Genomic DNA, 19,252 nt, shown 5'->3' on the forward strand with positions numbered 1-19,252 from the left:
CTGTCGGCGGGCTGCCATATGGTGGCGACGTGTTCCTCAGTCCGACCGATCACGCTGCGCCGGTCATCTACAGCGCGTCGGATCTCGCGGCCGCGGCGCGCTGCGAGTACGCGCTGCTGCGCCGGTTCGACGGGCTGCTGGGCTGGGGACCGAAGGCCGTCGTGGACGACGACCTGCTGGCCCGCACCGCCGAACTGGGTGACGCGCATGAGCAGCGGCATCTGGAGCAGCTGCGGGAGGCGTCCGGCGACAACGTCACGATGATCGGCCGGCCGCGGCCGTACACCGTCGCCGGGCTGCTGGCCGCGGCCGAAGCCACCCGGGCCGCCGTCGACCGCCGGGCACCGGTGATCTATCAGGCCGCGATGTTCGACGGCCGTTTCCTGGGATTCGCCGACTTCCTGATCCTGGAGGACGGCCGCTACCGCCTGCGGGACACGAAACTGGCCCGGTCGGTGAAGGTCGAGGCGCTGCTGCAGTTGGCGGCCTACGCCGACGCGCTGACACAGGCCGGCGTGCCGGTGGCCCCCGAGGTGGATCTGGTGCTCGGCGACGGCACCATCGCCAGTTATCCGGTGGCCGAGCTGCTTCCCGTTTACCTGCCGCGGCGCGCGGCGCTGCAGCGGCTGCTCGACGAGCACCGCACCGGTGGCACACCGGTGTCCTGGGAGACGCCCACGCTGCGGGCCTGCCACCAGTGCGAGGACTGCGAAGTCCAAGTCCGCGAGCGGGACGACCTGCTGCTGGTGGCCGGGATGCGGGTGAGCCAGCGGGCCCGGCTGCTCGACGCCGGCATCACCACCATGCACCAGCTGGCCGAGCACAGCGGCGCGGTGCCGGGGCTCTCGTCGCGCATCGTGGCCAATCTCGTCGGGCAGGCGCGGCTGCAGGTCGCGCCGCCGATCGACGACAAGCCGCAGTTCGAGGTCATCGACCCACAGCCACTCACCGCGCTGCCCGAACCCGACCGCGGCGACCTGTTCTTCGACTACGAAGGCGACCCGCTGTGGACCGAGAACGGCCGGGACTGGGGCCTGGAATACCTGTGGGGCACCCTGACCGCGACGGGACAGTTCCACCCGTTGTGGGCGCACGACCGGACCAGTGAACGGCAGGCGCTCATCGATTTCCTGGCGCTGGTACGCAAGCAACGCAAGCGGTACCCGAACATGCACATCTACCACTACGCGGCCTACGAGAAGAGCACGCTGCTGCGGCTGTCCGGGCGCTACGGCGTCGGCGAGGCCGAGGTGGACGAGTTGCTGCGCAGCGGTGTGCTGGTCGACCTGCTGCCGTTGGTGCGCAAGAGTATTCGCGTCGGGACCGAGAGCTACAGCATCAAGTACCTGGAGCCGCTGTACATGGGCGGTGAGCTGCGTGTCGGTGAGGTCACCAAGGCCACCGACTCCATCACGCAGTACGCGCGCTACACCGAACTCGAGGCGGCCGGCGAACACGAGGAAGCCGCGACCGTCCTCAAGGAGATCGAGGACTACAACCACTACGACTGCCGCTCCACGTTGCGGCTGCGCGAGTGGCTGCTCGGCGTGGCATGGGCCGCGGGCATCGCGCCGCGCGGCCCGGCAGTCGGTGGCCCCGCGCAACCGGAGGCGGCCGCGCCGGCCGACGACGCCACTCAGCGTGCGCTGGCGAAGTACGCGGGCGACGGCACCACGGCTCGCTCGGACAAGCAGCAGGCCGTCGCCATGATCGCGGCCGCCCGCGGATACCACCAGCGCGAGGAAAAGCCGTTCTGGTGGGAGCATTTCGACCGGCTCAACAACCCGGTGGACGAATGGGCCGACTGCACAGACGTTTTCGTGTCCACGGCAACCCCGCACGTCGCCGTCGACTGGAACATCCCGCCCAAGGCCCGCAAGCCGCAGCGCCAGGTGTTGCTGCGCGGCGAGATCGCCGCCGGCTCGCTCCGGCCCGGCGCCGAGGTGTTCGCACTCTACGAGCCACCTTCTCCGGCAGGACTTTCCGACGATCCCGACGTCCGCGCCGCCGGTACCGCCACGGTGGTGGACTGCAACGAGGACGGCACCGAGGTGCTGATCGTGCACCGCACCGGCAAGGACGGCGACGAGTTCGGCCAACTGCCCTTCGCCCTGACGCCGGGTCCGCCGCCGAACACCAAACCGCTGCGGACCTCGATCGAGACGACGGCTGCCGAGCTCGCCGCCGGGTTGCCGTCGCTGCCGCCCAATGCGCCGCTCGACATCCTGCTGCGGTCCGCCCCGCGCACCCGGTCCACCGGCCCGCTCCCCCGCACCGGCGACGCAGCGCGCGATATCGTCGCCGCCCTGCGGGATTTGGACTCCTCGTACCTTGCCGTGCACGGCCCGCCGGGCACCGGGAAGACCTACACCGCCTCGAAGGTCATCGCCGACCTGGTCAACCTCGACCACTGGCGCATCGGCGTCGTGGCGCAGGCGCACGCCGTCGTGGAGAACGTGCTGAGCAGCGTGGTCAAGGCCGGGGTCGACGGCCGGGTCGTCGGCAAGAAGCGTGCCCCCGAGGGCGCACCGTTCAGCGACGTGCCGGACAACCAGTACGCGCGCTTCATCGAGGACAACAACGGCTGCGTGATCGGCGGCACCGCTTGGGATTTCGCCAACGACGGCCGGGTCCCGCGCGGCAGCCTGGATCTGCTCGTCATCGAAGAGGCCGGCCAGTTCAGCCTGGCCAACACCATCGCCGTCGCACCCGCGGCGAGCAATCTGCTGCTGCTCGGCGACCCGCAGCAGCTGCCACAGGTCAGCCAGGGCACCCACCCCGAGCCGGTCGACGAGTCGGCGCTGAGCTGGCTGGTCGAGGGCCGCCACACCCTGCCCGCCGAACGCGGCTATTTCCTCGACGTGTCGTACCGGATGCACCCGGCGGTGTGCGCCCCGGTGTCGGCACTGTCCTACGACAACCGGTTGTTGGCGGCCGAAAGTGTCAGCGGCGCACGGCGATTGGCCGGTATCGAACCCGGCGTGCACCTGATGACCGTCGAGCACGAGGGCAATGCGACCGACAGTCCCGAGGAGGCCGAGGCGATCATCACCGCCATCGGCGGCCTCGTGGGGAGGCAGTGGACCGACGAGGATGGCACGAAAACCCTTGGCCCCGAAGATGTTCTGATCGTGGCGCCGTACAACGCGCAGGTGGTACTGCTGCGCGAGCAGATGGACGCGGCGGGCTACGGTGACGTCCAGGTGGGTACCGTCGACAAATTCCAGGGGCGGCAGGCCCCCGTGGTGTTCGTCTCGATGACGGCGTCGTCCATCGCCGAGGTGCCCCGCGGCATGGGCTTTCTGCTGAACCGCAACCGGCTCAACGTGGCGATCAGCCGCGCCAAATACGCTGCCTACGTGGTGCGCTCGGCGCTGTTGACCGACTATCTCCCCTCGACGCCGGACGGGATGATCGAACTCGGCGCGTTCCTGTCGGTGACCGCATGACCATGCCGCAGCCGGGCATACCGGTGCCGCCCGTTCACCACGTCTGGACCGCGGGACCGTCCGATCGCCGGCACTTCACGTGGCTCTCCACCCAGCGAGCCCTGACCCGGTGGCAGCTGTGGTTGATCATCGTCGTCGGCATCGTTTTCGTATCAGCCGGCGCCGGGTCCATACCGGCGGCCATCGGCATCGCGGTCGTCCTGCTGCTGGTGTTCTTCGGGCTCATCACGACGATGACCTGGTTCCGCAGCTATCGGGCCTTGGGCCACAACATGTTTCCCGGCGCGCAGTGGGCCTCCGGGTTCAACGACCAGGGGTTCATGCTGGCCACCCCGACCGGAACGGTGACGCTCGACTGGGGTTCGGTCATCGCCATCCGGCCCTCCGCCGCGATGGTGACCCTCCAGACCAAGACCGGCCGCATCGGCATCCCCGCGCCGCTCGTCCCGCCACCGGCTGTCGCATACGCCGCCGGCCAGATCGCCCGTCGACGGCCGGTGTCACGGCCATGACGCTCTTGGATCAGCTGGCATCGATCGTCGGCACCGGGTACGTCACGACCGATCCCGACGTGCTCGCCGGACGCGTCGTCGACCAGACCGGGCGCTACCGCGGCCAGGCCCAGGCGCTGGTCCGCCCCGGCAGCGAGGACGAGGTTGCCGCAGTGCTGCGCGCGTGCCGCGATGCGGGCGCCTGCGTCACGGTGCAGGGCGGGCGGACGTCACTCGTGGCCGGCACCGTCCCCGAGCACGACGACATTCTGCTCTCCACCGAACGGTTGTCGGCGGTCGGAGCTGTCGACACCGAGGAACGTCGCATCCGGGTCGGCGCCGGAGCGACCTGCGCCGCGGTGCAGCGCGCCGCGACCGCTGCAGGCCTGGTGTTCGGCGTCGACCTCGCGTCCCGCGATTCGGCCACCGTCGGCGGCATGGCGTCGACCAATGCCGGCGGCCTGCGGACCGTGCGCTACGGCAATATGCGCGAACAGATTCTGGGCCTCGAGGTGGCGTTGCCCGACGGCACGCTGGTGCACCGGCACAGCCAGGTGCGCAGCGACAACACCGGTTACGACCTGACCTCGTTGTTCGTCGGCGCGGAAGGCACGCTCGGGGTCATCACCGGCCTCGACCTACGGCTGCACCCCGTCCCGCCCCATCGGGTGACCGCGGTGGCCGGGTTCGACGACCTCGACGCCCTGATCACCACCGGGCGAAGGCTCCGGGACACCGACGGCATCGCGGCACTGGAACTGGTCGACACGCGTGCCAGCGCCCTGACCGCGGAGCACCTCGGTGTGCACGCCGCCGTCGGCGGCGCCTGGCAGCTGCTGGTCGAAATGGCCGGTGACACCGACCAATCCGACATTCTGGCCGACGTGTTGGGCGATGCGGAGCTGACCCGAGAACCCGCGGTGGGCGTCGACGTCAGCGCACAGCAGCGGCTGTGGCAGGTCCGCGAAGCCATCGGCGAGGTGCTGGGCTGGTATGGCCCGCCACTGAAATTCGATGTGTCGCTGCCACTTTCCTCGGTCGCACGGTTTGCCCGTGCGGCGGTGGCGGTCACCGAAGCGCACGCGCCCGAGGCCATCCCCGTACTGTTCGGCCATATCGGCGAGGGCAACCTGCATCTGAACCTGGTGCGCTGCAACGTCTCCGGCGAAACCGAACGAGCCCTCTACACCGCGATGATGAACCTGATCGCCGACTGCGGTGGCAACGTCAGCTCCGAACACGGCGTCGGCACCCGCAAGCGCGACTACCTGACCATGTCGCGCACCGACGCCGACGTCGCGGCCATGCGCACGGTGAAGGTGGCGTTCGACCCGACCGGGTACCTCAACCCCGCGGTGCTGTTCCGCTGATCCGGTCCCAGAGGCTCCGGTAGCGTCAATATGGTGCGCCGATTCGCCGTGGTTGTTGCTCTCGGGCTGCCCTTGCTCGCGATCACCTCAGCACCCGACGGCCACGCCGCCCCGGCCTGCGGCACCACCGATCCGAGCCGCGCGCCCGCGGTCATCACCGGGTTCGACGGCTACGCGGCGGTGAACGTCTGCGATTACGCGGGGCCCAAGCATTACGGCTGGTCGTCGTACCGGTTCAAGACCGCCGGCGGCGTGCACTGCGAGCTGTACGACGGACCGAACTCGTGGCAGTACTACTCCAGCATCACGTGCTGGGGGAAGCTGCCGGGCGTACCCGCGGACGTGACCCAGGTGGAAGTCGCGGCCGGCAGCGTGGCGAGTTTCGGCCAGGCCGATGTGAAGCAGAAGGAAACGCAAAACGGTGGCGTGCCCGTCGACCCGGCCAGTTACCGGGAGCTGGCCCCCGGCCAGAAGATCGTCGTCCCCGGTGCCAAAGGCTCGGTCGACGAGAACGACGAAGTGTGCGCGACGGCGGGCGACGGCGCCCTCACCTGTGAAATCCAGAATCCCGGCGAGGCCTGGGGCCAGGACCGGAAGACCCACGGTTTCGTGCTGTCTGCGCAGGGCAGCCGCGTCTACTGAGCACGCGCAGAGACCGCCGCTGAGGCATCCGCGAGTGTGCGGACAGATCACAGATCTGCCGTTCCACGCGCACTGATTGCACACTCGCATGGATTGGCGGCGATCCTGCGGCACGAGCGTGCGAAGAGATCACCGATTCAGCGATTTCGGCGATCTGACTGCACGCTCGCGAACCGATCTTGACTCACATCGAATGCAAACCGTAGACGCCTGGGTCGTCGGCCTCGTCGTCTTCGCGGTAATGCCGCCCCCGGCGCGGTGCCGAAGGCGCCTCAGCTTTCATGACCTCCGGCCGACGCGGGCTGTGCCAGTGGTCGACGCGCATCGGGATAGGTGAGGTGCGCGGCTCGTCGGCGGCTTCGGACTCGTAATGCGCGTAGTCCTCGTCGGGTTCGGCGGGCACGTCGTACCAGTCCCACGGGTCGGAATCGTCCACGGCGTCGAACTCGGTGCGGTCGACGGTGTACTCGACGTAGTCGTCGTCATCGGGAAAGTAATTGGGCTCGGGCGGCTCCGGGACGGAGGTCCGGGGCCGCACCAGCGGCGCCGCCGTCGCCTGACCCCGCAGGAACAGTGCGGCGACGACCCCGAACAACGCGACGAACGCCGGCAGCAGCAGCGACTGCGACATCGCGGTGGCGAACGGCTCGTGCAGGAACGGCGGCAGGGTCACCGGTGTGCCTTCGCCGGCGACGGGCCGTCCGCCGGTCGGCATCTCGGCGCTGATCCGGGACGTCATGTAGGCGGCCATGCCGGCGCTGCCGAGTACCGAACCGACCTGCCGCGTCGCGTTGTAGACGCCGGATCCGGCGCCGGCCAGCCGCGGCGGCAGGTTGCGGGTGGCGGTGGCCGCCAAGGGCGACCAGATGAACGCCATGCCGATGCCCATGGCGATGAACGGCAGCACCAGCTGCCACAGCGGGGTATCGGGGGTCAGCCCGAACGACAGCCACGTCAGCCCGATCGCCAGCGCCGAAAAGCCCGATCCGACGATCGGCTGCGGCGGATGGCGGTCGATGAGCTTGCCCACGAGCGGCGCCAGCATCCCGGACACCACCGCCATGGGCGCGGTGAGCAGAGCCGACTCCGTCGCGCTCAGGCCGAGGACGGCCTGCGCATGGAACATCACCGGCAGGATCATCGCGGTGACGCAGAAGCCGATGGTGGCCACGGCCACGTTGGACAGGCAGAAGTCGTTGTCGTGGAACACCGTGAGCGGGATCAGCGGCTCGTCCGGGTTGACCGACTGCCAGTACACGAAGGCGGCCATGAAGCCCAGGCCGGCGAGGATCACCAGCCAGATCCACCAGGCCCAGTCGTGGGTCTGCCCCTCCTGCAGGCCGAACACGATGCCGAACATGCCGACGCCCGACAGCACCACGCCGAGGATGTCGAAGCGGTGCCGCTCGGTCGGCAACTGCGGGACCAGCACCCAGGCCAGAGCCAGGCCGACGATGCCGATCGGCACGTTGACGAAGAAGATCCACTGCCAGCCGAGGTGGTCGACCAGGACGCCACCGGCCAGCGGGCCGACCAGCGTCGCCACCCCGGCCGTGGCACCCCACACGCTCATGGCCGCGCCCCGGCGTTCGGGCGGGAAGATTCGCGTGATCGTGGACAGGGTCTGCGGCGTCAACAGCGCCGCGCCCAGACCCTGCACGACGCGTGCGGCGATCAGCATCCCGATGCTGCCGGACAAACCGCACCACAACGACGCCAGCGTGAACACCGCCAGGCCCGTCAGGTACAAATTGCGGGGCCCGAAGCGGTCACCGAGCCGGCCCGCGACGAGCAGCGGTACCGCATACGCCAGCAGGTAAGCGCTGGTCACCCAGATGACACCGTCGTAGTCGGTGCCGAGCTTCTGCATGATGACGACGTTGGCGACGGCAACGATCGTGGAATCGACCAGGATCATGAAGAAGCCGAACATCATGGCCCAGAGGGCATGCCACGGCCGACTCACTTGCGCAGCACTCACCGACGAACTCCGGCGGAAATCAACGTATGCATGCAGTCGGTATCAAGTCTGGTGGCCGGCCGATGTGCCGGTCTCGACTTCGACGCTACGGACAGTCGCGGATCCGAACAAGTCAGCAGTTCGGCGCCGCGACCACAGACCTAATGGCGGTGGCGTTCGTGTCCCGATTCGCCCTTGTCGCCGACGGCCAGCAGTGCGAACAGGGCGACCACGACGCCCGTCGTCATCACGCCCGCGAGCGCCAACTCACCGTTGCCCAGCGCGCCGACGAGCGGCGCCACTGCCGCGCCGAGCCCGAACTGGGCGGCACCCAGCGCGGCCGCAGCGGTGCCGGCGGCATCCGGGTGACGAGCCAGCGCGACGGCAGGTGTGTTCGGAATCACGAGCCCCATCGCGGCCAGCATGGCCCACACCGGGATCAGGAAACCGGCCAGCCCGCCCACATGCAGTACGGCCAGCGCGACGAACACGAGGCCGAACACCGACGCGGCGATCAGGGCGACCACAGCGATCTTCTGCGGCTCGAACCGGCGCAGCAGCACGACGTTGAACTGCGTGGAACCGATCAGCGCGATGGCACCGGCCGCGAACACCAGGGCGAAGGTCTGCTGATCCAGGCCGTAGCGGCCCTGCAGCACGAACGCGGCCCCCGCGATGTACGCGAACAGGCCCGACATGCCCAGGGCACCGACGAGGACCAGCACCACGAAACGGATATCGCTCAGCACCTCGACGTACGTCCGCAGGATGGCGCGCAGTTGCAGCGGGCGCCTGTCGGCGACCGCGAGGGTCTCGGGCAGGGCCAGCACCGCCACCGCCAGGATCGCGCCGCCCAGCACGGCGAGCGCGGCGAACACCCAGTGCCACGAACCGCGCAGCAGCACGGCCGCACCCAGCGATGGCGCCAGCACCGGCGCCACGCCGAGGACCAGGATCAACCGCGACATCACGACGGCCGCGACCGACTCTTCGAACAGGTCGCTCACGACAGCGACGGCCACCACAGATGCCGCGGCGGCACCCACACCCTGCAGCGCGCGGGCGATGCCCAGCACCTCGATGTTCGGCGCGAACAGGCACAGCAGCGAGGCCGCCATGTGCAGCAGGATGCCGGCGACCAGCGGGCGCCGACGGCCCAGCGCGTCCGACAGCGGACCGACGATCAGCTGGCCGAGGGCCAGGCCGCCCAGCGTCCCGGTCAGCGTCAGCTGCGCGACCGACGACGACAACCCCAGCTCAGAGGCGATGCGGGGCAGCGCCGGCAGGTACATGTCGATGGTCAGCGGGCCGAGTGCGACCAACAGGCCCAGCACCACGATCATCCGGGTACGGCTCGGCGCCGGACGTACTTCCGGGGCCTCGGCGGGCACGCCACTGTCGGTCGCGTCGCCTACCGCTGTCAGATCCACAAGGGGCGATGCTGCCATGAATATGGTTAGCAATGCATACCGGTTTTTTCTTCCCGGCAAATCGGCAGCATTCAGATGTGATCGCCGGCTCAGCTGGTGCCGGGCACTCAGATGGCACGCCGATCGTTGACCACGCGTTAGCCTGAATTCCTGTGTACGGAGATGGAGAGGCCGGCCGATGAGTGCTCGCTCCAGCATGAAGGGGCAGTTGCCTGTGAAGCATGACGCCCACACCGAGAACCCTGGCGCTGCCGCCAAGGCGCTCTCGCACATCCTCGAGGGCGGGGCCCGGGTGCAGGCGCCGGCTGTGGCCGCCTACGTGAACCGGCTACGGGAGCACAACCCCGGTGCCACCCCGGCCGAGATCATCACCAAGCTCGAGAAGCACTACATGGCCGCGACCATGGCCAGCGGTGCCGCCGTCGGATCGGCCGCGGCCTTCCCCGGCATCGGCACGCTCGTCGCGATGTCGGCGGTTGCCGGTGAGACCGTGGTGTTCCTCGAAGCGACCGCGGTGTTCGCCCTCGCGGTGGCCGAAGTGCACGGCATCCCGGTCACCGAGCGGGAGCGTCGTCGCGCGCTGGTGCTCGCCGTTCTCGTCGGTGATGAAGGCAAGCACGCCATCGGAGACTTGCTCGGCACCGGCCGCACCAGCGGCGCGTGGCTGGCCGACGGCGCGGCGACCGTACCGCTACCGGCTGTCTCGCAATTGAATTCGCGGCTGCTGAAGTTCTTCGTGAAGAAGTACACACTCAAGCGCGGCGCCATCGCCTTCGGCAAGCTGCTGCCGGTGGGCGTCGGCGCGGTGATCGGCGGCGTCGGCAACCGGTTGATGAGTAAGAAGATCATCGAGAACGCCCGCGCGGCGTTCGGGCCCGCCCCCGCGCGGTGGCGCCAGACGCTGCTCGTGCTGCCCGAGGCGCGGGATAGCAAACCCTCCGCAGATTGATCCACCAATAGGTGGGCTTCCGCCGTCCGCGGAATCGGCCGACGGGTTAGCCTTAGGCGGCACGGGGGCGGGCGACCGCCAACACAACAGAGGGCGGGTACGCCGGGCTGAGGTCCGGCGCTCGTCGGACAGAAGGAAACGAGGCGAATAGCGGCCGTGAGCACATCACCTTCACCATTCGGTCAGAACGAGTGGCTGGTCGAAGAGATGTATCGCAAATTCCGTGAGGACCCGTCCTCGGTGGACCCGAGTTGGCACGACTTCCTTCGTGACTACAACCCCGAACCCATCACGGACACAACGGATTCCGTAACCGTGGCAACCCCCGCGCCCGCCGCCGCACCCGCGGCTCCGGCGGCCGCGCCGGCTCCCGCCGCGGCCCCTGCCGCTCCGGCTGCCCCGGCCGCCGCGCCTGCCAAGGCCGCCCCTGCCAAGGCTGCCCCCGCCAAGGCCGCCGCCGGACCCGCGCCCGCAGAGGACTCCGAGACGCAGACACTGCGCGGCGCCGCGGCCGCCGTCGTCAAGAACATGAACGCGTCGCTGGACGTGCCGACCGCCACGAGCGTGCGCGCCATCCCCGCGAAGCTGATGATCGACAACCGCGTCGTCATCAACAACCACCTCAAGCGCACCCGCGGCGGCAAGATCAGCTTCACCCACCTGCTGGGCTACGCGATCGTCCAGGCCGTCAAGCAGTTCCCGAACATGAACCGGTACTTCGCCGAGGTCGACGGCAAGCCGACGGCCGTCACACCGGCGCACACCAACCTCGGTCTGGCCATCGACCTGCAGAACAAGGACGGTTCGCGCCAGCTCGTCGTCGCGGCCATCAAGCGTTGCGAGACAATGCAATTCGGCCAGTTCATCGCCGCGTACGAAGACATCGTCCGGCGCGCCCGCGACGGCAAGCTGACCGCCGAGGACTTCAGCGGCGTCACCATCTCGCTGACCAACCCGGGCACCATCGGCACCGTGCACTCGGTGCCGCGCCTGATGCGCGGCCAGGGCGCCATCATCGGCGCCGGCGCCATGGAGTACCCGGCCGAGTTCCAGGGCGCGAGCGAAGAGCGCATCGCCGAGCTCGGCGTCGGCAAGCTCATCACCCTGACGTCGACCTACGACCACCGCATCATCCAGGGCGCCGAGTCCGGTGACTTCCTGCGCACCGTGCACCACCTGCTGCTCGACGACGACTTCTACGACGAGATCTTCCGCGAGCTGGGCATCCCCTACGAGCCGGTGCGCTGGCGGATCGACAACCCGGACTCGATCGCCCACAAGAACGCCCGCATCATCGAGCTGATCGCGGCCTACCGCAACCGCGGCCATCTGATGGCCGACATCGACCCGCTGCGGCTGGACAAGACCCGCTTCCGCAGCCACCCCGACCTCGACGTCAACACCCACGGCCTGACGCTGTGGGACCTGGACCGCGAGTTCAAGGTCGACGGCTTCGCCGGCAAGCAGTTCATGAAGCTGCGCGATGTGCTGTCGGTGCTGCGCGACGCCTACTGCCGCCACGTCGGTGTCGAGTACACCCACATCCTCGAACCCGAGCAGCAGAAGTGGCTGCAGGAGCGCGTCGAGGTCAAGCACGACAAGCCCACGGTCGGTGAGCAGAAGTACATCCTGTCCAAGCTCAACGCCGCCGAGGCCTTCGAGACCTTCCTGCACACCAAATACGTTGGGCAGAAACGCTTCTCGCTGGAAGGCGCGGAGGCCGTCATCCCGATGATGGACGCCGCCATCGACCAGGCGGCCGAACACAACCTCGACGAAGTGGTCATCGGCATGCCGCACCGCGGCCGCCTCAACGTGCTGGCCAACATCGTCGGCAAGCCGTACTCGAAGATCTTCAGCGAGTTCGAGGGCAACCTGAACCCGGCGCTGGCGCACGGCTCCGGCGACGTCAAGTACCACCTCGGCGCCACCGGCCACTACCTGCAGATGTTCGGCGACAACGAGATCGACGTGTCGCTGGTCGCCAACCCCAGCCACCTCGAGGCCGTCGACCCGGTTCTGGAGGGCCTGGTCCGCGCCAAGCAGGACCTGCTCGTCGGCGACGAGCACGACGACAGCGACGCCCACGGCCGCTTCTCGATCATGCCGATGATGCTGCACGGCGACGCCGCGTTCGCCGGCCAGGGCGTGGTCGCCGAGACCCTCAACCTGGCGCTGCTCAAGGGCTACCGCACCGGCGGCACCGTCCACATCATCGTGAACAACCAAATCGGATTCACCACGGCGCCAACGGATTCACGCTCCAGCGAGTACTGCACCGACGTGGCGAAGATGATCGGCGCGCCGATCTTCCACGTCAACGGCGACGACCCCGAGGCCTGCGCCTGGGTCGCCCGCCTCGCCGTCGACTTCCGTGAGGCGTTCAAGAAGGACGTCGTCATCGACATGCTGTGCTACCGCCGCCGCGGTCACAACGAGGGCGACGACCCGTCGATGACCCAGCCGTACATGTACGACGTCATCGACACCAAGCGTGGCGTCCGCAAGACCTACACCGAAGCCCTCATCGGCCGTGGTGACATCTCCATGAAAGAGGCCGAAGACGCCCTGCGCGACTACCAGGGCCAGTTGGAGCGGGTCTTCAACGAGGTCCGCGAGCTCGAGAAGCACGAGCTCGCCCCCAGCGAGTCGGTGGAAACCGACCAGACCATCCCGCAGCGCCTGCTGACGGCGGTCGACAAGTCGCTGCTCGCCCGCATCGGCGACGCGCACCTGGCGGTGCCCGAGGGCTTCAACGTGCACCCGCGTGTCAAGCCGGTGCTGGAGAAGCGCCGCGAGATGGCCTACGAAGGCAAGATCGACTGGGCGTTCGCCGAGCTGCTCGCCCTGGGCTCGATGGTCGCCGAGGGCCGGCTGATCCGGTTCTCCGGACAGGACACGCAGCGCGGCACCTTCACGCAGCGGCACGCGGTGCTCATCGACCGCGTCACCGGCGAGGAGTTCATCCCGCTGCAACTGCTGGCCACCAACACCGACGGCACCCCGACCGGCGGCAAGCTGCTGATCTACAACTCGGCGCTGTCGGAGTTCGCCGCGGTGGGCTTCGAGTACGGCTACTCGGTGGGCAACCCTGACGCCATGGTGCTGTGGGAAGCCCAGTTCGGTGACTTCGTCAACGGCGCGCAGTCGATCATCGACGAGTTCATCAGCTCCGGCGAGGCCAAGTGGGGCCAGCTGTCCGACGTCGTGCTGCTGCTGCCGCACGGCCACGAGGGCCAGGGCCCGGACCACACGTCGGGCCGCATCGAGCGGTTCCTGCAGGTGTGCGCCGAAGGTTCGATGACGGTCGCCATGCCGTCGACCCCGGCCAACTACTTCCACCTGCTGCGCCGGCACGGTCTCGACGGCATCCACCGCCCGCTCATCGTCTTCACCCCGAAGTCCATGCTGCGCAACAAGGCCGCGGTCAGCGACATCAAGGACTTCACCGAGATCAAGTTCCGCTCGGTGCTCGAGGAGCCGACCTACGAAGACGGCGTCGGCGACCGGTCGAAGGTCACCCGGGTGCTGCTCACCAGCGGCAAGCTGTACTACGAGCTGGTGGCCCGCAAGGCCAAGGACAAGCGCGATGACATCGCGATCGTGCGCATCGAGCAGCTTTACCCGCTGCCCAAGCGCCGGCTCAACGCCACGCTGGACCAGTACCCGAACGTGCAGCAGTACTTCTGGGTGCAAGAAGAGCCGGCCAACCAGGGCGCCTGGCCGACCTTCGGCCTGAGCCTGCCCGAATTGCTGCCCGAGAAGCTGACCGGCATCAAGCGCATCTCCCGCCGGGCCATGAGCGCGCCGTCGTCGGGCAGCTCGAAGGTGCACGCCATCGAGCAGCAGGCGATCATCGACGAGGCGTTCGCCCCGTAGCGTCGAACCTGAGCTTGGGTGCGAACTTCCGCCGGAATTTCGCACCCAAGCTCATTTTCGGCTGAGTATGGGCTCGCTTGTGGGCCAATGCAGCGCCGGCCACCGCAACACGGTCGGCATCGAATCCCGCCGGCGGGCCGGACAGCCCCAGCAGTGCCTGCAGCAGCGTGTCCTCGGCATCGGCCAGCGCACTCCGGGTGAGGTCCGACGGCTCGGCCCCCACTCGACCGGGTCGCCGCTGTGGTCCCGCGGCCCAGGGCCGTACCACGTCATCGCCGACTCGTCCGACAGCCGACCTGATTGCGGCCAACTCCCGAGCCAGCACGCTGGGCGCCGGGTAGGCGCCGTCGCGTTCCAGCATGACGGCGGGTAGCACGGTTCGGCTCGCGAGCTCGGCGAGCAGGTCCAGGATCGGCTCGGCGACGTCGGCGGTGTGGGTGTCGTGCCAGATGCCGTCGCGCAAGGCTCCCCCGGCGACGTGGACGTAGGCGATCCGATCCAACGGCAACGTATCGAGCGCAGCGATCGGATCGGCGCCGAAGTTGACGGCGGACGTGTACAGGTTGGCCACGTCCAGCAGCAGGAGCGCGCCCGTGCGCTCGATGATCTCGCACAGGAACTGCGCTTCGGTGAACTCGTCGTCGGGCCAGGACACGACGGACGCCACGTGTTCGAGGGCCAGCGGGACGGCCAACGCGTCCTGAGCGATCCGGACGTTGGCCACGACGACGTCGAGCGCGGCACGGCTGCGCGGCACCGGCAGGAGATGCCCGGCTTCGCGGTTTCCGGCACGCACGAAGGCGATGTGCTCGCTGACCAACGGGGCACCCAGGGCCGCCGCACACGCGCCGAGGTGCTCGAGCCGGGCGGGGTCGGGCCGCTCCGCACCGCCCAACGAGAGCGAAATTCCATGTGGCACAACGGGAATTCCGCGACTACGGACCGCCTCCAGCGAAGCCGGCAGGGCGCCGGGCCGGATGCCTTCGGCGATCACCTCCATGAACTCGACACCGGGCAGTCGCTCGATGGTGAGGTCGATCTCGGGCCGCCAGCCGATACCGACGGCAGGCCCGGGAGCTCCGGTGGTCATCCGCCGCACCCGCCGCAGCCGCCACAGCCACCGCCGCCACATCCCCCACCACCACCGCCGCAGCTGCTGCCGCTGCCGCAACCGCCGCCGCCCGTGACACCGACGCTGCCGAGCAACGAGGTACGCAGATCGTCGTCGGTCAGCGCGACGAAACCGAGCAGCGCGACGCCGACAACCTGTGCCTGACGGGCCGCGTCGGTGCGTCCGGTCTCCGCCGCAGGCTCGGCCAGGGCCACCCCGGACTCATACCGGTTGCGCATGCCCTGCAGGGCGAGTTGCCCTTCGGCGGACGGGCGGTGTGCCGCATCGGCAAGGAAAGCGCGCACCAGGACGAGTGTCGACAGACCGGTTGCCACCAGGAAAACGAACAGCAGAAGGACCTTGTGGTGCAGCTCGATGCCGTTGATCAACCGGAGCACACCGACGACCCACACCGCGCACGGCAGCAGCGCACACGCCCGCAGGATGGTGGTCGACCCGCTGTCGAGAAGCAGGCCCCGGGCACGCAACCGCTCACCGATCGCCACGATCCGGGGATGCTTGCGCAGCCGCTTCATCGCCGTCTTCCGGCGGTGCGTGGCGGACACGCCGTCGGCGACGGCAGCGTCCACGTCGTCGATCAGCGTGGCGCCGGCGGCGACGGTGAGCGTGCCGCCGCGGGAAACCAGAAGCCGGTCGCTCAAGGCCAGGTTCGCGATCGCCGTGCTGACGGTACGGCCCGGCCCGCCGGCCAGATATGCGGTCTCATAAGGGTCCAGTAGCGGTCGCGGATTCGGGGCATCGGTTTCCGCAGTTCCCGAGCGCGTCAACACGGCCCGGAAGCCGTACATCAACGCCAGCGCAAGCAGATACGTGACGAGATAGACGCCCAGAAACTGCGGTCCGGTCAGGCCCCACGATGCTGTCATCGGAATCAACTCCCTGCCGTCGGGTCGAAGAAGAGAAGCAATGCAGCGAGCGTCGCGGCAGGGGCGGCGTGCGTCGATGAAAATGGGCCCGCACCGGCCATTTCCTAGCATGATTCACAGGTTGAGGGCGGTTTGGTACCGTTTGGTACCGCAGCTCTCGCAGCGCCACCCGGTGCTATCCGACACCGGCGGTACCGGCTACTGTCGCTAGCAGCACGCGCATCGACCACAAGGGAGTGAACATGTCGGGCTTCGCCGGGAAAGTCTGTGTCGTCACCGGAGCCGGATCGGGTATCGGTCAGGCCCTCGCCATCGAGCTCGCCCGCTCGGGCGCCAAGCTGGCGATCAGTGACGTCAACACGGAGGGCCTCGCCGAGACCGAGGAGCGGATCAAGGCCATCGGCGCCCCCGTCAAAGCCGACCGCCTCAACGTCACCGAGCGCGAGGCCTTCGCCCTCTACGCCGACGCCGTCGCCGAGCACTTCGGCAAGGTCAACCAGATCTACAACAACGCCGGCATCGCCTTCACCGGCGACATCGAGGTCAGCCAGTTCAAGGACATCGAACGGGTCATGGACGTCAACTTCTGGGGTGTCGTCAACGGCACCAAGGAATTCCTGCCGCACCTCATCGCCTCGGGCGACGGGCACGTCGTCAACGTCTCGAGCGTCTTCGGCCTGTTCGCCGTCCCCGGCCAGGCCGCCTACAACGCCTCCAAGTTCGCCGTCCGCGGCTTCACCGAGGCGCTGCGCCAGGAGATGAAGCTCGCCGGCCACCCCGTCAAGGTCACCACCGTGCACCCCGGTGGCGTGAAGACCGGCATTGCGCGCAACTCCACCGCGGTCGAAGGCATCGACCCGAAGGAACTGGCCAAGACCTTCGACGCGAAGCTGGCCAAGACCACGCCCGAACGCGCCGCCAAGATCATCCTGGAGGCCGTCCGCAAGGGCCACGCCCGCGTGCTCGTCGGACCGGACGCCAAGCTGCTGGACCTCATCATCCGGGCCACCGGCTCGGGCGCATACCAGGATCTGTTCTCCCGCGTCACGTCCCGCGTGATGCCGTCGCGCTCGCACTGACACCCACCACCCAACGCAAAGGAGCGGTCATGGAGGGATTCGCCGGCAAGGTCTGTGTGATCACCGGAGCCGGGTCGGGTATCGGTCAGGCGCTGGCCATCGAGCTGGCGCGCTCGGGTGCGTCGCTGGCGATCAGTGACATCGACACCGAGGGCCTGGCCAAGACCGAGGAACAGGTCAAGGCCATCGGCGCGCCGGTGAAAGCCGACCGGCTCAACGTCGCCGAGCGGGAGGCCTTCGAGCTCTACGCCGACGAGGTGGTCAAGCACTTCGGCAAGGTCAACCAGATCTACAACAACGCCGGCATCGCCTTCACCGGTGATCTCGAGGTCAGCCAGTTCAAGGACATCGAACGGGTCATGGACGTCGACTTCTGGGGCGTCGTGAACGGCACCAAGGTCTTTCTGCCGCACCTGATCGCCTCGGGTGACGGGCACGTCGTCAACGTCTCGAGCATCTTCGGCCTGTTCGCGGTGCCCAGCCAATCCGCTTACAACGCAGCCAAATTCGCCGTCCGCGGCTTCACCGAGGCGCTGCGCCAGGAGATGAAGCTCGCCGGGCATCCGGTGAAGGTCACCACGGTGCACCCCGGCGGCATCAAGACGAACATCGTGCGCAACTCGACCGCGGCGTCCGACATCGACTCCGCGGGCCTGAACAAGCTCTTCGACAGGGCGGCCCTGACCACGCCCGAACGCGCCGCACAGATCATTCTCGAGTCGGTCCGCAAGGGCCACGCCCGGGTGCTGGTCGGGCCCGACGCCAAGATCGTCGACGTGATCGTCCGCATCACCGGGTCGGGCGCCTACCAGGGCCTCTTCGCGGCCATCGCCGGACGGGTGCTGCCGAAGCTCGGTTGACTCCCGGGCCCAGTCGTTCGACTCCTGCCCTCGGGCGCCGAGACACGGAGTGGACTTGTTCACCAACAGCGGCGCGGCGATAAGTCCCTGAGTGCAACCGGGACGACGATCCGCGAGTTGTTGTTGAAGCCAGGGACGTTTCGCGGCGCGGAACGGTGCGTGGCTTCAATCAGAATGGCTACTGCTCCCCGCGATTGAAACCACGAACTTCGCACCAGGTTCACCCACTACTGGTGAGCAGCGCGAGGGCATGTGAACCCCTGACCGCGGATTGCCCGCGCGGCTAGTGGTCCAGCGGATGCTGGGCCAGCCACGCACCCGCCACGGCCGCCGGATCGGCACCCTTGTCGACCTGACCGATCATGTCGGTCAGCGTCGCGGTGTCCAGTTCGCCGGCAATTCCGTTGAGCGCCAACACCTGTTGCTCGGCCAGGACATTGCGCCGGTACAAGGGCACCACGTTCTCGGCGCGGATCAGCGACGTCCGGTCGGTCAGTACCGTCACCCCGGACGGTACCGCGGGCGCCGCCGTCGAGGTCCAGGCCACCGTCACCGCACCCGCCTGCAACGCGTCGAAAAGGCTTGCGCTGTCCTTGAATTCACGAGCGGCCGGCAGGATGCAGTCCCCCACCCGAGCCGGATGCGCGTCGCCCGTCACCACCCCGACGGACAATCCGCCGCAGTGCCCCGGCAGCGCCGCGACATCCCGCTTGGCCCAGCGGTCCGCGGTCGCCGCGGTGACCGCGACGGCCGGCTTGTCCTGTGCCGACGCCGTGTAGTCGGCGGCGGCGACACCTTCGGGCAGCGCCGAGATCATCGACCGGTACACCTGCTCGTCGGCCCGTGCCGTGGCATGCGGGACGAATCTGACGAGCAGTTCACCGGTCAGCCCGGGCGCCACCGTCACATCGGCGGAGTCAAGTGCCGCAACAGGATCCGGGACCAGGTGCACCCGGGTCGGGATACCGAAGTACCCCAGCGCCGCCGAGTACAGATGCGCGAGCAGTTTCGACTCGGCGGTCGGTGCCGCGCCGACGGTCAACGCCGGAGGCCCGGGCACGGACTGCCCGCTGCTGCAGCCCGCCGTCGCCGCGGTGAGCAGTGCGGCCAGCGCCACACCGCCCGCCGCGACCCGGCGGCTCATG

Annotated in this window: 13 protein-coding genes; 8 read left to right on the plus strand and 5 right to left on the minus strand. The window is 68.6% G+C overall.

The genetic code is table 11. The features are described 5' to 3' along the window. The first annotated feature begins 29 nt into the window (after positions 1-29). From ACJH7A_RS09400 to ACJH7A_RS09415, 4 genes are read left to right on the plus strand one after another with little or no spacing between them, the layout of a single operon-like run. Positions 30-3,449, plus strand: a complete 3,420-nt coding sequence (locus tag ACJH7A_RS09400) for a TM0106 family RecB-like putative nuclease (RefSeq protein ID WP_406775648.1) — start codon at positions 30-32, stop codon at positions 3,447-3,449. Then, positions 3,446-3,961: a hypothetical protein gene (locus tag ACJH7A_RS09405; protein WP_406775649.1), complete on the plus strand. Its 516-nt coding sequence runs from the start codon at positions 3,446-3,448 to the stop codon at positions 3,959-3,961. The genes ACJH7A_RS09400 and ACJH7A_RS09405 overlap by 4 nt, the downstream gene beginning before the upstream one ends. Then, a complete protein-coding gene (locus ACJH7A_RS09410; RefSeq protein WP_406775650.1) occupies positions 3,958-5,310 on the plus strand; it encodes an FAD-binding oxidoreductase in 1,353 nt (450 codons plus the stop codon). Before ACJH7A_RS09405 ends, ACJH7A_RS09410 begins: the two co-directional genes overlap by 4 nt. A 33-nt stretch (positions 5,311-5,343) precedes the next feature. Then, positions 5,344-5,952, plus strand: a complete 609-nt coding sequence (locus tag ACJH7A_RS09415; protein WP_346416934.1) for a hypothetical protein — start codon at positions 5,344-5,346, stop codon at positions 5,950-5,952. Positions 5,953-6,136: 184 nt separating this feature from the next. Here the strand turns inward: ACJH7A_RS09415 and ACJH7A_RS09420 are convergent, their stop codons facing one another. Further along, positions 6,137-7,888, minus strand: a complete 1,752-nt coding sequence (locus tag ACJH7A_RS09420; RefSeq protein ID WP_346416971.1) for an MFS transporter — start codon at positions 7,886-7,888, stop codon at positions 6,137-6,139. 185 nt (positions 7,889-8,073) lie between these two features. Beyond that, positions 8,074-9,360, minus strand: coding sequence for a multidrug effflux MFS transporter (locus ACJH7A_RS09425; protein ID WP_371824521.1), 1,287 nt, complete (start codon positions 9,358-9,360; stop codon positions 8,074-8,076). A 160-nt stretch (positions 9,361-9,520) separates the two neighbouring features. Between ACJH7A_RS09425 and ACJH7A_RS09430 the strand changes: the two genes are divergently transcribed. Together ACJH7A_RS09430 and ACJH7A_RS09435 are read left to right on the plus strand one after the other, a co-directional pair. Then, the gene (locus ACJH7A_RS09430) at positions 9,521-10,291 is read left to right on the plus strand and encodes a hypothetical protein (RefSeq protein WP_212812605.1); all 771 of its coding nucleotides are present in this window, start codon (positions 9,521-9,523) and stop codon (positions 10,289-10,291) included. Between the two features lie 207 nt (positions 10,292-10,498). Then, positions 10,499-14,170 carry a multifunctional oxoglutarate decarboxylase/oxoglutarate dehydrogenase thiamine pyrophosphate-binding subunit/dihydrolipoyllysine-residue succinyltransferase subunit gene (locus ACJH7A_RS09435; protein WP_406775653.1) on the plus strand — a complete coding sequence of 1,224 codons (3,672 nt, stop codon included), beginning with the start codon at positions 10,499-10,501 and terminating at the stop codon, positions 14,168-14,170. Here the strand turns inward: ACJH7A_RS09435 and ACJH7A_RS09440 are convergent. Further along, on the minus strand, positions 14,145-15,260 hold the full coding sequence (locus ACJH7A_RS09440) for a DUF692 domain-containing protein (protein WP_406775651.1): 1,116 nt from the start codon (positions 15,258-15,260) through the stop codon (positions 14,145-14,147). The genes ACJH7A_RS09435 and ACJH7A_RS09440 overlap by 26 nt on opposite strands. Then, complete coding sequence (locus tag ACJH7A_RS09445; RefSeq protein ID WP_406801834.1) at positions 15,257-16,168, minus strand: TIGR04222 domain-containing membrane protein; 912 nt, start codon at positions 16,166-16,168, stop codon at positions 15,257-15,259. The genes ACJH7A_RS09440 and ACJH7A_RS09445 overlap by 4 nt, the downstream gene beginning before the upstream one ends. A 242-nt stretch (positions 16,169-16,410) precedes the next feature. Here ACJH7A_RS09445 and ACJH7A_RS09450 point away from each other — a divergent pair, with 242 nt between their 5' ends. Beyond that, complete coding sequence (locus ACJH7A_RS09450; RefSeq protein ID WP_318986603.1) at positions 16,411-17,247, plus strand: SDR family NAD(P)-dependent oxidoreductase; 837 nt, start codon at positions 16,411-16,413, stop codon at positions 17,245-17,247. Positions 17,248-17,276: 29 nt separating this feature from the next. Further along, on the plus strand, positions 17,277-18,107 hold the full coding sequence (locus ACJH7A_RS09455) for an SDR family NAD(P)-dependent oxidoreductase (protein ID WP_318986604.1): 831 nt from the start codon (positions 17,277-17,279) through the stop codon (positions 18,105-18,107). A 283-nt stretch (positions 18,108-18,390) separates the two neighbouring features. Here ACJH7A_RS09455 and ACJH7A_RS09460 read toward each other — a convergent pair whose 3' ends face one another. Further along, positions 18,391-19,251 (minus strand): glycine betaine ABC transporter substrate-binding protein, encoded by an 861-nt coding sequence (locus ACJH7A_RS09460; RefSeq protein WP_212812611.1) that lies wholly within the window; start codon positions 19,249-19,251, stop codon positions 18,391-18,393. Between the last annotated feature and the right edge of the window lies 1 nt (position 19,252).

This window comes from Mycobacterium sp. SMC-17 (assembly GCF_045310915.1).
Classification (GTDB): Bacteria; Actinomycetota; Actinomycetes; order Mycobacteriales; family Mycobacteriaceae; genus Mycobacterium.